Consider the following 13,222-nt stretch of genomic DNA (forward strand, 5'->3'; position numbering starts at 1 on the left):
TTTAGCAGTGACTCTCAATATTACCTAATTTCGACTCTTTTATACTTTTCGACTCTTCTCTTTACCTGCTACTGTATTTGAATGAATTATTCGGATCCTACGGTGTAATTTAGGAATGGATTAAAGGTGGATAGGTAAAATCACCAGATGAAATAGCGGAGAATCTTCTAGAAATATTCAAGACGAATACTAGTTACTTTAGATTTAACTAAAAGAACCAGCTACTGATTACCATAGCTGGTTCTTCCTATTTATTATTTTTTTTCAAGCTCGATTTCTTTCGCTTCAGATTTAACTTCCTCTTTTTCTTCATCGTTTATAATATCTCTTGTCGAGGTTTTAAATTCTTTTAATGTCTGTCCAACTGCTCTACCTAGTTGAGGAAGCTTTGATGGGCCAAAGATAACTAAAGCTATGATTAATACGAGTATTAATCCCGGTATCCCTATATTTGGCATGGTATTTCCTCCTTTTCTTTTTAGAATCACTACAAATATAACATACTTAATCAGAAAATGAGAAGGACGAGCTTCCGTACGAAAGTCATCTCATTTTTGGCTGTGATTACTGGACCGCCTTCGCCTTTCAAGAACTAGATCATTCCTTCAGCTGCACGGTAAGTTAGTGCGGCAACTGTTGGTGTAGTTGTCTCCGGTTTCCCAGCTACTAAACTACCAATAGCACCACCAAGTACAAGAGCCCACCGATTGTTAATCCAGAATTCTTAATAAACGTACGTCTAGATGTACGTTTATCTAAAATCGGATTATTCTTTTCTTGTTCAGACATTATGAAAATCTCCTAATATAAATGATAGAAAAAACAATCTATATGAACTATATTGTCATTGAAATTTTAACGGACCTCAGAAATAGGACAATAATCCGTTGTTTATAGATTGAATTTCCTATATTGATAGACTATTATTGAGACATAAATACCGAAAATTAAAATATTCAAAATTTTTAGGGGTGAAAGTGATGAGTTCAGAAAAACAGGAGAATGAGAACAGAAGCATTCGGAGAACTAAGCGGATTTTGAAAGAGAAATTTATCGAGTTGATTATTGAAAAAGGGTATAGGAATGTATCGGTCACAGATATAGTAGAACGTGCCGATTACAATCGGAGTACTTTTTACTTTTATTTTCAAGATAAAGAGGAATTAATCAATCAAATAATAGAACAGAAAATGGAAGAACTAGAGTATTCATTTGATTTCCCATTTAAAAATATAGGAGACGTCGAAATTAAAGAACTAGTCCCTAAATCAATGATTTTCTTTAAACATATATATGAGCAAGAGCAATTTTACAATTTATTAGTAATAGAAGATTCAATACCGGGACTAGATGAAAAGTTTATTTTGAAGATACGATCATTATTTGAGAAGTTGAATTTCAAAAGCAAGACTAAGATGGATAGTTATACAGAACAACATAAAATCTTTATGACATACGGAATTTTTGGAATGATACTAGAATGGATAAAAAGTGGTTATGAGCTCTCAGCAGAAGATTTAGCGGAGAAATTACATGAAGTATTTACAACAAGTTTTCAAACTGTTGGTTTAACCAAGTGAAGGACCAGCTATTCAAAAAAAATAGCTGGTCTTTTGTATTAGATTTTCTTTTCTTTATCTGTTTTTACAGCTTCTAATTTCTCTTCATCGTTTATAATATCCCTTGTAGAAGATTTAAATTCTTTTAATGTTTGCCCAACTGCCCTTCCTAATTGAGGAAGTTTCGATGGTCCGAAGATGATTAAAGCTAATATTAAAACGATGATTAACCCCGGTACTCCGATGTTTGGCATTATAATACCTCCTAATGAAACTAGTAATAGTAATTTATTTCGAAAGAAAATGAGTATAGCGTTGACTAATTCAATTAGAAGGCTAGACTAATTGTTTCTCATTTTTTGCAACTACTAATTGCCCGCCACCGTTTTTTAAGAACTGAATCATACCTTCAGTTGCACGATACGTCAATGCAGCAGCCGTTGTGGTTGGGTTTGTTGCACTGAAATGTGGGAATGCAGAAGCCCCACAAACAAATAAATTATCCATATCCCACATTTGTAAGTAATTATTTATAGCGCTGTTAGTTGGATCACTTCCCATAATTACGCCACCACCATTATGTTGGAATGCTAGTCCACCAGTATAGTGTTCAGGTATTGGAACTGGTAAAATATGAGTTGCTTTCATCTCTTCTAAAATTTCAATATGTTTTTGTTGAAGAAAATCATGGATTCCACGATCATTGTTAGAATAATCCCATGTAATACGAATTAGTGGGTCACTATTCTCATCTTTATAATTTGGATCTAAGTCTAAATAGTGATTTTTAAAAGGCATTGTTGCTTTTTGTGTAAATACCATTAAGCTACGATTTGCATAAAATAACGATTCTCTTTTAAAATCTTTCCCCCAAGTAGATGTACCAGGAGCAGTGAGATTATTTGCAATTGGCGCAGTACCGGTTATACGAAGTTCAATTTGTCCACCGTGGATAAAATCTAAATTTGTATGATCAAATAAGTCACCGGTATAATCCGTGATAGCCATTCCATACGCACCTGTTGCCGCATAGTTGTTAAATTTCTTATCATCAAATAAACCAAATGATATTGTGATCCCATGATGATCAGTAAAGTTTTTACCGATAACTCCTGTACCTGTTTGTGGATTATAAGGTTCACCAATTCCAGATAGTAATAGTAGTCGTACGTTATTAAACACATAGCTTGTAAGTACTACAAGATCAGCTGGTTGTTCAAATTCTTCCCCAGTTCTTGTATCTTGGTATAAGACGCCAGTCGCTTTTTGACCGTCATGCAAAACCCGTGTTACTTTTGCATGCGTACGGAGATCAAATTTTCCTGTTTTTTGAGCTGTTGGAATTACTGTTACAACAGGATCCGCTTTTGCACCATATTCACAGTAGTTACTACCGCAGAATGCACAATATTGACAAGCATTTAACTGTTGTCCATCAGGATTTGTGTAGCTTTGGGAAACAGTTCCTGTTGGAATCATAAATGGTTGGTAGCCCATCTGTTTTGTTGTTTCTTCAAATAATCGGAGCGCTTCACTCTTTTTAAGAGGTGGATTTGGATATGGATTGGACCGTTCTGGATAATTGGGATCAGGCTCTCCAGAAATTCCCGCCATTTTCTCGAACTTATCAAAATAGGGTTCTAATTCGTCGTAAGTAATACCCCAATCTTGAATAGTCATGTCCGTGGGAATTTTACCGTCACCATATTTTTCGATTGTTTTTGTTTTAATTTCAAAATCATACGGGTAATAGCGGTGTGTTTGAGCACCCCAATGAGATCCACCTCCACCAATACCTTCACCTATAACTGAGGTAGCTTTATCACGAATTGGGGTTGCCTCTTGATCTAGTGTATTTCTATAAGTATATGTTTCTTTTGTTAATTTTTGATATCCTTCACCTCTAATTGGATAACGAACTTCATCATGTGTGAGTTGATAATCCTTTATATTTTTTTCTTTTCCTTTATCGAGACCTACGACATTGTATCCTGCTTTTGTTAATTCGGCAGCCACAATTCCTCCAAACCAGCCTACTCCCACTGTGACAACATCTGTTTTAGGTAATACTTTCGCCATTACTTTCCCCCCATTATTACGATTAATGTAAATGATTGCTTAAGCTTATTGGGTTCTTTACAACAAACTCTTTTGATTCAACGACATCGATGAATGACATGTATGCTCCTGGAAATTCTCTCATTTTCCATCCTTCCATGTTTTTATTCCCGCCGTGCATTGGATCACAATAGCAACCTTCAATGGTTAACTGTCTTAGTAGCCCGAAAAACTCTGCAGAAGATACGAGTGGCAATTCAATGTTACCGCTTTCAAAATCTTGCAAAATGATAATTTGTTCATCCTCAGAGATTGCATTAAATGCCATTTGGTGTTTTGTATTGGCAACATCGTTTAATTTTCGTATACCTTGAATCATAATATCTCCCCGATTAAGAGGGGTTGCTCCATTATTAAATGGTCTTTCCATATAATCATCTGCGTTTCTCCCCCAAGGAGAAGCCAATTGTTTATCAATATAGTAAGGTACACCAAGTTTAATCGCACCTGGACCATGTTCATCTTCCGGGTAAATTTGCTCTGTCGCCGCAGCTAATGCATTGAAATCTTCCGTTCGAGTGAAGAACTGCAGTGCTTCACTATAATCGTTTGTTTCATGGACCACACCACTTACAGCTTGTTGTTGAGTTGGTACCTCTTCCTTCCCTATTAGACTACCAATTGCACCACCCAGTACAAGTCCGCCTACCGTTAATCCAGAGTTCTTGATAAACGTACGTCTGGAAGAACGTTTATCTAATATAGGATTATTTTTTTCTTGTTCTGACACAAATAAAACCCCCTCAATCGAAATATGTTTCATTTCATAAACAAGCAAGCATTTCTTTAGTGGAAAATGGCATGCCAGTTATAAATGATGGAAAAAGTAGCAGTACATACTAACAATGTAGCAAGAAAGTACGTAAATTTTTTGCCTGCCCAACAAAGAACAATGATGAATAGCCCAACTCCTGCACCTAGTAATGCAAACCAAGGGAATTCACTATTGTTGAAATGAAGTAATAGAGCAAAATCAGCTACCAAAAATAGAGCGAAGAAAACTTGATTTAATAGTTTCAATTCTTCTAAGTTGTATTGAGTCATGCGCATTCTCCTTATAAAAAAATGGTCATAGATGGTATCGACACTGAAAGTTTAACAATCTTGAGATAGGGCAACAACCATTAATAAATACTGTTCTGATTGACTGTCCAACAGTCCGATTTATAGTGTCGGAAAAAGATTTCAAATTATTTATTTCTCTCGCTTTTTTATTCTCTACGTCTTAAGCCTTACTAATTTTCCTCCTAGAGCCCGTTTGGAAAAGAAGGTTTTTAAGAGATGATTAGAAAAGTAGATAAAAGGGCAAAATGCTTCTTATGAACGAGGTGAGAAAGGTGGAAAAGACTGTTTATATCGTGTTGACTAATACAGGAACACTGTTTTCGAAAGCAATAGGTATGTATACAAGAAAAGATATGAATCATGCATCCATTGCTTTCGATGCAGGACTAAATGAGATGTATAGTTTCGGCAGGAAAAATAGACATAATCCATTTAATGGGGGATTCGTAAGGGAAGTACCGACAGAAGGGCTTTTCAAGAGTGCAACATGTGCAATTTACAAATGTGAAGTAACATATAAAGAATATAATCAAATGCGAAATAAAATCCGGCATATGGAACAGTGTAAAGAATTATATAAATATAATTTAATCGGATTGTTCGGAGTAGCTATGAATATTAAAATTGAAAGAGAGTATGCTTTTTTCTGTTCGCAATTTGTTGCAACGATGATGAATGAATGCCAGTCCACTCAGTTACAAATTGCACCTTACTTCGTACAGCCACATCATTTCGAACAGCATTCATCGTTAAATCTTTTATATAAAGGAAACTTACAAACTTATGTTTATGATAAACGCGGAATAGAAGAGCGAGTCCAAAAGAATACGTGGAAACGTTTCGCACTTCCAGTGTAGCAAATACTTTTAGTTACAATAAACCACTATTATTAATCCCTTGCTTATGTCATATTAATAATGGAAGTATTAGATTGAATTATGTGAAAAGTAATATCATGGGGGTTATACATTGGAAAAACTAATGAAACTAAGACAATCGTTTGATGAATTAGGTATAGATGGTGTGTTAATAACGGATGGTATTAACAGAAGATACTTAACAGACTTTACCGGAAGTGCTGGAACAGTACTTATATCAAAGACAGAAGCGTATCTATTAGTCGATTTTCGTTATACTAGCCAAGCGAATGCGCAGACAAAGGATTTTACAGTGAAAGAAATAGATAGAGCAGTAATCTATGAGGAAATTGCTAATCTTGCGGAACGCTTAGGAATTAAAAAGCTAGGTTTTGAACAACAACATGTATCCTATCAGTATTATTCACAATTCAGTAAATATGCAAAAGCTGATTTAGTGCCAGTTTCTAGCGCAGTTGAAAAATTACGTATGTTTAAAAACGAAACCGAAATTGCTAAGCATAAAAAGGCTGCTGAAATTTCAGATGCTGCATTTGCACATATTTTAACAGTTATTCGTCCGGGTATGAAGGAAATCGAAATTGCAAATGAATTAGAATTCCATATGCGAAAACTAGGGGCTACTTCTTCTTCCTTCGATATGATTGTTGCTTCAGGCATCCGTTCTGCATTACCGCACGGAGTAGCAAGTGAGAAAGTAGTAGAAAAAGGAGATATGATTACGCTCGATTTTGGAGCATATTATAAAGGTTATTGCTCCGATATGACGAGAACGATTGCAGTCGGTGAACCGAACCCTAAGTTGAAAGAAATATATGGTATTGTATCTGGAGCCTTGGAGCATGCACTGGGTGAGATAAAAGCCGGCATGTCAGGGAAAGAAGCGGATGCTTTAACTCGTGATTTTATTAGTGAAAAAGGTTACGGTGAGTATTATGGACATGGTATGGGTCATGGGATCGGTTTGTATATCCATGAAGATATTTTTATGAATCCTAAATGTGAGCAACTTATTGAAGAAGGAATGGTTTTAACAGTAGAACCGGGTATTTACATTCCAGATCTTGGCGGGGTTCGAATTGAAGATGATATTATCTTGAAAAAAGATGGCATAGAAATTATTACAAAATCCAATAAAGAATTAATCATATTGTAACGAGAAAAGCTTTCCGCTGAATGTAGCGGGAAGCTTTTATAATTCACTTTTTTGTTTATTTAATATAGTAACTGGACAGAATGTAGGTGGAAAGTAGAATCTATAAGGATATGTAGGAGGACAACCAGTGACAAAAGAGCAATCTAACTTTGAAACAAATATGGAAGATGAAGATACGTTAACGAATAGGCAAGGGCATCCAATTACAAACAATCAAAACATGAGAACAGTTGGAAACCGTGGTCCTGCTACACTTGAAAACTATGATTTTATCGAGAAAATAAGTCACTTTGACAGAGAGCGTGTGCCAGAACGAGTTGTACATGCTCGCGGTGCAGGCGCACATGGTTACTTTGAGGCTTATGGAGCAGTTGGCGATGAAGCTGTTTCCAAATATACACGTGCAAAGTTATTCCAGGAAAAAGGGAAAAGAACCCCTGTTTTTGTTCGTTTTTCTTCCGTTATTCACGGTGGTCATTCCCCGGAAACTTTGCGAGATCCGCGTGGTTTTGCGGTGAAGTTTTATACGGAGGATGGTAATTGGGATTTGGTAGGCAACAATTTAAAGATATTCTTCATCCGAGATGCGATAAAATTCCCGGATATGATCCATGCATTTAAGCCAGATCCAGTGACGAATATTCAAGATTCCGAACGATTTTTTGATTTTTGTGCGAGCTCGCCTGAATCCTTTCATATGGTTACATTCGTTTATTCACCATGGGGTATTCCAGCAAATTACCGAATGATGCAGGGTTCGGGAGTAAATACGTACAAATGGGTCAATAACGATGGCGAAGCAGTGCTTGTGAAATACCATTGGGAGCCGAAGCAAGGTATTCGAAACTTAACGCAAACGGAAGCAGAAGAAATACAAGCAAAAAACTTTAACCATGCAACACAAGATCTATATGACGCCATTGAAAAAGGCGATTTTCCCGAATGGGAGCTGCTCGTTCAAATAATGAGTGATGACGAACATCCCGAACTGGACTTTGACCCGCTAGATGATACAAAGCTATGGCCAGAAGATCAGTTTCCGTGGATGGCCGTTGGAAAAATGGTATTAGATCGAAATCCAGAAGATTATTTCATGGAAGTGGAGCAAGCCGCGTTTGGCACAGGGGTACTTGTGGATGGACTAGATTTCTCGGACGATAAAATGTTGCAAGGGCGAACATTTTCTTATTCGGATACACAACGTCATCGTGTGGGAGCGAATTATTTGCAACTACCGATTAATGCACCAAAAAAACGAGTTGCAACCAATCAAAGCGGAGGTCAAATGCAATATAAGTTGGACCGGGGACCTTTCCAAAATCCGCATATTAACTACGAACCTTCCATTCTAGATGGATTACAAGAAGCTACTCAAACAGGTAAAAAATACACGCCGATGATAAAAGGGAATTTAGTACGACAATCTATTGACAGACAAAATAATACGAAACAAGCCGGAGATACGTACAGGAAATTTCAACAATGGGAAAAAGCCGAACTCATTGCCAATCTTGTAAATGACCTTTCTAGCTGCGATAAACGGATTCAAGAAAAGATGATTGCATTGGCAGAAGAGGCAGATGAAGACTATGGCCGTCATTTAAAAGAAGGTCTAGCACATGCCGAAAAAGGTGGTTCAAGCCAAAAACCACTAGGAAATCGCGATGGTGATCAGGCACCTAAAGATGCAATTGAAAAAAGTAATGAAGCTGAACCTTACTAATAGTAGAACCTCACTTTCTAGAATATTGGGAAGTGTTCATAGACCCTGTACTATCCCATGTTGGATTAAATGAAAAAATGGCAAAGGAAAAAGGATTGGAGTATCAAGTAGTTTCGACGCCAGCAGCTGGAATTCCAAGGGCACGCATAGTTGAGCAAACAGAAGGTCTATTAAAGGCACTGGTGGATCCAAAAACAAAGGAAATTTTAGGATGCACACTGTTTTGTGCGGTATCCAGTGAAGTGATTAATGTTGTAAGGGTTATAATAGAAGCAAAATTACCATATACATTTTTGCGAGATACTATATTCACGCATCCGACAAAGAGTGAGTCTCTCAATGATTTGTTTTCTAAAGTCGATAAACTAGTATTTATTGACTCTCCCATTCACTCTTTTAAAATGAAGTATACGTAAAGGAGTGTTTTTAATATGAGTTTGCTTGCATTTGGAGCTATTTCACTTGCGCTATTATTCGGTCTGTTTGTACTTGCCATTGCGATTTTTGTATTGTTGAAGCTAACAAAAAAATAAAGAAAGAGAGAGGTATCATTGAAAGTGATGACTCCTCTCTTTTTCATTTATACAATATTCAAAGGCTAGGAATTATACGCCTGCAGGTACTAATAAATCTTTATGCACACCTTTTAGTAACTGAGTCAATTCCTCGATTTTGTTCAATGTTTCTTCACGTTCTAATTTTTGTTGTTCAATAGCAGCTTTAACAGTTGACTCTAAGTGATTTTGTGATTGAACGAAGAGATCCAGAACCGCGTAACTTGGTTTCCATGATAAAGCTTGTGCTTTATCGTTAATCTCTTGAATATTGTTCAGCCATGTAGAAACTTGTTCTAATTGTGTGTTTCCACTGATTCCTTTTACGCTCGTTTGAACTTTCTCTTGCCAATCTTGTGTTGCTTTTTTTGTTTCTTCTTCGATAGCAGTCAAAGTAGCTACTGTGGAATCTAGAAGCTCTTTTTGGTACGTAAATGCTTGTAACGATTTTTTCTGCACATCATCTTGCAAGCTTTGCAACGTTTTAAAACCGTTTAACCATCCATCCCATAATAAATCTACACCGTTTCCAACTTGTTCTCTAGCCATCCGTAATTCCTCCTTTAATTTAGCAAAACATGTTTATTATTTATAATGAATGCTAATATTCGCATTACATCCAGATGTTAATCCTCTTCTTCCTTCTTAGTGGAAGAAGATTGAAGTGGGGTGAAAAAAGGGTTGTATATATTGAAAAATTGATTCAACATTTTTTGATACTGACTCAATGAACCAGCCCATAAATCCAAATATTGTTTACCCGCATCCGTAATAGAATAAATACGTTTAGCCGGACCACCTGATGTCGTATCCCATTCGGATGTAACTAACGCATCTTTTTCAAGTTGCCGAAGGAGGCGGTAAAAGTTCCCTTGGTCAACGGATTCCATACCGAACTGTGAAATTTTCTCCATTAGTTCATATCCATGTGTATTCCAATCACGTAAATGCAGCAACATGATTGGGATAAGGAAATTCTTTGGAGCACCAATATTGGTGTTCTTATTTTTTTTTGTTTCTTCCTCTTTAGATTCCATTATCAATCACCTACTTAATTTTGTCGTTGCATATAAGTGTAATTTACACCTATATGTTTCGTAAGTCAAGGGATTGATTTTTGAAAAGTTTGACATACTTTGTCGGAAAAAGAAGAATACATCAGAAATATATCGAATAGTCATAATCTTTACATTTTTTATATATACCACCCTATAAAAGTATGTTAAAGTTATGGTGAAATTAAGAAAAGGAGATGGTTTCCATTGACCCAGACAACTTCATACGATGCTTTTACAATGTGGAAAAACGTGTATGAGAAAACGGAAAGTACATGGAGAGATGCAATCCAAGATACACTTGGAAAAGAATCTTTTGCAGAAAGTTTAGGGCAGATTCAAAGCCAATATTTACAATATCAAGGATTAGTAAATAAATTGACGGAGTCCTATTTAAAACAACTTAATTTACCTTCTAGGGAGGAAACTTCAAATATTGCTTCCCTTGTTATAAATGTAGAATCCAAAGTGGATGATTTGGAAGACCAGATGGATGTGCATAAGTCGGACACTTCAAGAGAAATTGAACAATTAAAAAAAGGGATAAATAATCTAGATAAAAAAATGGATAAAGTAATTGAACTAATAAGTAAATCAATAGAAGTTCAGAACATACCGAAAGTAACTGCTACACCAACAGCACCAACAGCACCAACAATACAACCAGCTATAAATGCTAAGAAATAATTCTCTACTAACTACATGATTTCTTAAATAAAATATATATTGGGAGTGTATTTTAAATGTCAGAATTGCAAACAACCGTATTGGAACAAGCGAATCCTTTAAAACCTCTTGCAGGGAAAGTAGCTGTTGTAACAGGAGCTTCACGAGGAATTGGCGCTGAAATAGCAAAAGCATTGGCAAAAAATGGGGCTCAAGTTGTAGTTAATTATCTAAGTAGCACTCTTGATATGGAAAATGTTATGGAAGAAATCGAACGAGAAGGTGGCACTTCGTTTGCTTATAAAGCAGATGTTTCTATAGAAGAGGATTCACAAAAACTTATAGAAGAAGTATTAGAACGCTTCGGAAAAATCGACATCCTTGTTAATAACGCGGGAGTGACAAGAGACCGTACTTTCCGTAAAATGTCCAAACAAGAATGGGATCATGTAATCAATATCAATTTAAATAGTGTTTTCAACACAACATCTGCTGTTATCAACCATATGTTAGAACAAAAGTCTGGACGTATTATTAATATTAGTTCTATCATCGGGCAAGCTGGTGGTTTTGGACAGACGAATTATTCTGCATCAAAAGCAGGGCTACTAGGCTTTACGAAGTCGCTAGCTCTTGAAACTGCTAGAAATGGCATCACAGTAAATGCGATTTGCCCTGGATTCATCGAAACAGAGATGGTTGCAGCAATGCCGGAAAATGTAAAAGATGCAATAATTGCTAAAGTACCAGTACAAAGATTAGGTCGCACAAGTGAAATTGCAGAAGCGGTTCTTTTTTTAGCACAAGCAAGTTATATTACTGGTCAAGAAATTAATGTAAATGGCGGACTACACATGTAACAAAAAGTTTTGCAATAAAAAAAGTAGATTGGTAGGAGGGATTGTATGGTTACGCTAGATACAAAGCAATTTGATAACTGGATGGAACGTTTTTCGGAAGATAAAAACATTCAACAGATCAAACGATTAACAGAAGTAATCTCCTCGGATGCTGAACCAGAAGTTGGCCAGACGCCAAAAGAGGTTATTTGGACGAAAAATAAAGCCAAATTATATCGCTATCAGCCCGCTATAAAGAAAACAAATAAAGTACCGATTCTAATGATTTACGCATTGATCAATAAGCCGTATATACTAGATCTTTACCCAGGCAATAGCTTAATAGAGCATCTGACCGATAAGGGGCATGATGTCTACTTGTTGGATTGGGGTACTGCTGGCTATGAAGATCGCAATATGAAACTAGAAGATTATATTGTAGACTATATTCCGCGGGCAGTAAACAAAGTGATGAAGACTTCCAAAGCGAAAGATATCTCACTTTTAGGATACTGCATGGGGGGGACGATGACAGCGGTTTTCACTGCACTTTATCCACAATTGCCGATTCGTAACCTTATTTTGATGACAAGTCCCATTGATTTTAAAGATGCAGGGCATTATTCAAATTGGCTGGATAAACGTTATTTTCAGCTAGATAAATTGGTCGATACGCTTGGTAATATTCCTTTTGAATTAATCGACTTCGGCAATAAGTTACTTAATCCAATCTCCAATGTTGTCGGACCATATGTCAGTTTAGCTGACCGTGTGGAAAACGAAGACTTTGTTTTAAATTGGAAGCTAATGCAAAAGTGGTTAAATGACGGCGTTCCTTTTCCTGGTGAATCTTATAGACAGTGGATCAGAGATTTTTATCAGGAAAACAAATTAATTAATGATCAATTAGTAGTACGTGGACGCAAAGTAGAACTGGCGAATATTAAAGCGAATTTATTGAACATTTCTGCAACGAGAGACAATATTGTTTTACCGCAGCAGATTGCACCACTAAATGATAAAGTGTCTAGTAAAAACAAGACACTTCATATAGTGGAAACTGGTCATGTATCGGTAGTCACTGGTCGTAAAGCAGTTAATGAAATTCATCCTTATATTGAAAAATGGCTTACTGATAACTCGAAGTAATAGAAAAGGAAACAAGTCCGTAAATAGACTTGTTTCCTTTTCTTGTGGCTTTATTAAATGAATGTTATAGGGATAATACGTCGTAGAGAGTTCTATTTGGTGACTACTATGATTTTCGCTGCAGGGCGTACGCTTTCCGTGGGGTGAGTGATGAGCCTTCACCGCCCGCAGCGAAAATCAAAAGATGCTTCTTACTTATCAGTGCTGACTCCCCCAAAAAAATAGCCAATTTCTCAATTGCATAAATCCAGTAAATGGCTTAGAGCAACCAACTAGTCATTGAAAGCAACTAATTCTATTCCGAAAGCAACCCAAATCAGGGCGAAAGCAACTAAATTGCCCGCGAAAGCAACTAATTCTTATAATAGCAAGTTTACTTGGAGTGAGATGACGAGACTGTGACTCAATTTCTAGAAATATTGCGCAAAAGACCCATAACGTTGCGCGTTTGAAGGAGAAT

The 13,222-nt window shown here is 36.4% G+C and carries 15 protein-coding genes; 8 read left to right on the forward strand and 7 right to left on the reverse strand.

Annotated elements, in window-relative coordinates; genetic code table 11:
• Positions 1 to 254 precede the first annotated feature (254 nt).
• Positions 255 to 458, reverse strand: coding sequence for a twin-arginine translocase TatA/TatE family subunit (locus tag FG383_RS14315; protein ID WP_093274514.1), 204 nt, complete (start codon positions 456 to 458; stop codon positions 255 to 257).
• A gap of 522 nt (positions 459 to 980) precedes the next feature.
• Between FG383_RS14315 and FG383_RS14320 the strand changes: the two genes are divergently transcribed.
• Positions 981 to 1,580 (forward strand): TetR/AcrR family transcriptional regulator, encoded by a 600-nt coding sequence (locus FG383_RS14320; RefSeq protein WP_142608076.1) that lies wholly within the window; start codon positions 981 to 983, stop codon positions 1,578 to 1,580.
• 38 nt (positions 1,581 to 1,618) lie between these two features.
• On the opposite strand, the gene tatA is transcribed toward FG383_RS14320, so the two are convergent.
• From tatA to FG383_RS14340, 4 genes are all read right to left on the reverse strand, one after another.
• Entirely contained in the window at positions 1,619 to 1,816 is a 198-nt protein-coding gene (tatA, locus tag FG383_RS14325; RefSeq protein ID WP_142608077.1) for a twin-arginine translocase TatA/TatE family subunit, read from the reverse strand.
• A 79-nt stretch (positions 1,817 to 1,895) separates the two neighbouring features.
• Entirely contained in the window at positions 1,896 to 3,638 is a 1,743-nt protein-coding gene (locus tag FG383_RS14330) for a GMC family oxidoreductase (RefSeq protein ID WP_142608078.1), read from the reverse strand.
• Positions 3,639 to 3,660: 22 nt separating this feature from the next.
• Positions 3,661 to 4,407: a gluconate 2-dehydrogenase subunit 3 family protein gene (locus tag FG383_RS14335; RefSeq protein WP_185907958.1), complete on the reverse strand. Its 747-nt coding sequence runs from the start codon at positions 4,405 to 4,407 to the stop codon at positions 3,661 to 3,663.
• A gap of 56 nt (positions 4,408 to 4,463) precedes the next feature.
• The gene (locus tag FG383_RS14340) at positions 4,464 to 4,721 is read right to left on the reverse strand and encodes a hypothetical protein (protein ID WP_142608080.1); all 258 of its coding nucleotides are present in this window, start codon (positions 4,719 to 4,721) and stop codon (positions 4,464 to 4,466) included.
• Positions 4,722 to 5,014: 293 nt separating this feature from the next.
• Here FG383_RS14340 and FG383_RS14345 point away from each other — a divergent pair, with 293 nt between their 5' ends.
• The 4 genes from FG383_RS14345 (at position 5,015) to FG383_RS14360 (ending at position 8,915) form a co-directional block, all read left to right on the forward strand.
• On the forward strand, positions 5,015 to 5,599 hold the full coding sequence (locus FG383_RS14345) for a hypothetical protein (protein WP_246097015.1): 585 nt from the start codon (positions 5,015 to 5,017) through the stop codon (positions 5,597 to 5,599).
• Between the two features lie 112 nt (positions 5,600 to 5,711).
• Positions 5,712 to 6,776, forward strand: coding sequence for a M24 family metallopeptidase (locus tag FG383_RS14350; RefSeq protein ID WP_142608082.1), 1,065 nt, complete (start codon positions 5,712 to 5,714; stop codon positions 6,774 to 6,776).
• Between the two features lie 160 nt (positions 6,777 to 6,936).
• Positions 6,937 to 8,499 carry a catalase gene (locus tag FG383_RS14355; protein WP_142608102.1) on the forward strand — a complete coding sequence of 521 codons (1,563 nt, stop codon included), beginning with the start codon at positions 6,937 to 6,939 and terminating at the stop codon, positions 8,497 to 8,499.
• 32 nt (positions 8,500 to 8,531) lie between these two features.
• On the forward strand, positions 8,532 to 8,915 hold the full coding sequence (locus tag FG383_RS14360; protein WP_221887531.1) for a hypothetical protein: 384 nt from the start codon (positions 8,532 to 8,534) through the stop codon (positions 8,913 to 8,915).
• A 189-nt stretch (positions 8,916 to 9,104) separates the two neighbouring features.
• Here FG383_RS14360 and FG383_RS14365 read toward each other — a convergent pair whose 3' ends face one another.
• On the reverse strand, positions 9,105 to 9,602 hold the full coding sequence (locus FG383_RS14365) for a hypothetical protein (RefSeq protein ID WP_142608084.1): 498 nt from the start codon (positions 9,600 to 9,602) through the stop codon (positions 9,105 to 9,107).
• A 77-nt stretch (positions 9,603 to 9,679) separates the two neighbouring features.
• Positions 9,680 to 10,090, reverse strand: coding sequence for a poly-beta-hydroxybutyrate-responsive repressor (gene phaQ, locus FG383_RS14370; protein ID WP_142608085.1), 411 nt, complete (start codon positions 10,088 to 10,090; stop codon positions 9,680 to 9,682).
• Positions 10,091 to 10,315: 225 nt separating this feature from the next.
• Here phaQ and FG383_RS14375 point away from each other — a divergent pair, with 225 nt between their 5' ends.
• From FG383_RS14375 to phaC, 3 genes are read left to right on the forward strand one after another with little or no spacing between them, the layout of a single operon-like run.
• The gene (locus FG383_RS14375) at positions 10,316 to 10,795 is read left to right on the forward strand and encodes a polyhydroxyalkanoate biosynthesis repressor PhaR (protein WP_142608086.1); all 480 of its coding nucleotides are present in this window, start codon (positions 10,316 to 10,318) and stop codon (positions 10,793 to 10,795) included.
• Positions 10,796 to 10,851: 56 nt separating this feature from the next.
• A complete protein-coding gene (fabG, locus tag FG383_RS14380; RefSeq protein ID WP_142608087.1) occupies positions 10,852 to 11,634 on the forward strand; it encodes a 3-oxoacyl-[acyl-carrier-protein] reductase in 783 nt (260 codons plus the stop codon).
• A gap of 45 nt (positions 11,635 to 11,679) precedes the next feature.
• Positions 11,680 to 12,762, forward strand: coding sequence for a class III poly(R)-hydroxyalkanoic acid synthase subunit PhaC (gene phaC / locus FG383_RS14385; protein ID WP_142608088.1), 1,083 nt, complete (start codon positions 11,680 to 11,682; stop codon positions 12,760 to 12,762).
• Positions 12,763 to 13,222: the final 460 nt, after the last annotated feature.

Origin of the sequence: Psychrobacillus soli, assembly GCF_006861775.1 — a bacterium.
GTDB classification, from domain to species: Bacteria; Bacillota; Bacilli; order Bacillales_A; family Planococcaceae; genus Psychrobacillus; species Psychrobacillus soli.

Excerpts from the sequence above, each read along its gene's own strand:
- FG383_RS14315 (WP_093274514.1), bottom strand. The coding sequence starts at position 458 with ATGCCAAATATAGGGATACCGGGATTAATACTCGTATTAATCATAGCT.
- FG383_RS14320 (WP_142608076.1), top strand. The coding sequence starts at position 981 with ATGAGTTCAGAAAAACAGGAGAATGAGAACAGAAGCATTCGGAGAACT.
- FG383_RS14330 (WP_142608078.1), bottom strand. The coding sequence starts at position 3,638 with ATGGCGAAAGTATTACCTAAAACAGATGTTGTCACAGTGGGAGTAGGC.
- FG383_RS14340 (WP_142608080.1), bottom strand. The coding sequence starts at position 4,721 with ATGACTCAATACAACTTAGAAGAATTGAAACTATTAAATCAAGTTTTC.
- FG383_RS14355 (WP_142608102.1), top strand. The coding sequence starts at position 6,937 with ATGGAAGATGAAGATACGTTAACGAATAGGCAAGGGCATCCAATTACA.
- FG383_RS14365 (WP_142608084.1), bottom strand. The coding sequence starts at position 9,602 with ATGGCTAGAGAACAAGTTGGAAACGGTGTAGATTTATTATGGGATGGA.
- phaQ (WP_142608085.1), bottom strand. The coding sequence starts at position 10,090 with ATGGAATCTAAAGAGGAAGAAACAAAAAAAAATAAGAACACCAATATT.
- fabG (WP_142608087.1), top strand. The coding sequence starts at position 10,852 with ATGTCAGAATTGCAAACAACCGTATTGGAACAAGCGAATCCTTTAAAA.
- phaC (WP_142608088.1), top strand. The coding sequence starts at position 11,680 with ATGGTTACGCTAGATACAAAGCAATTTGATAACTGGATGGAACGTTTT.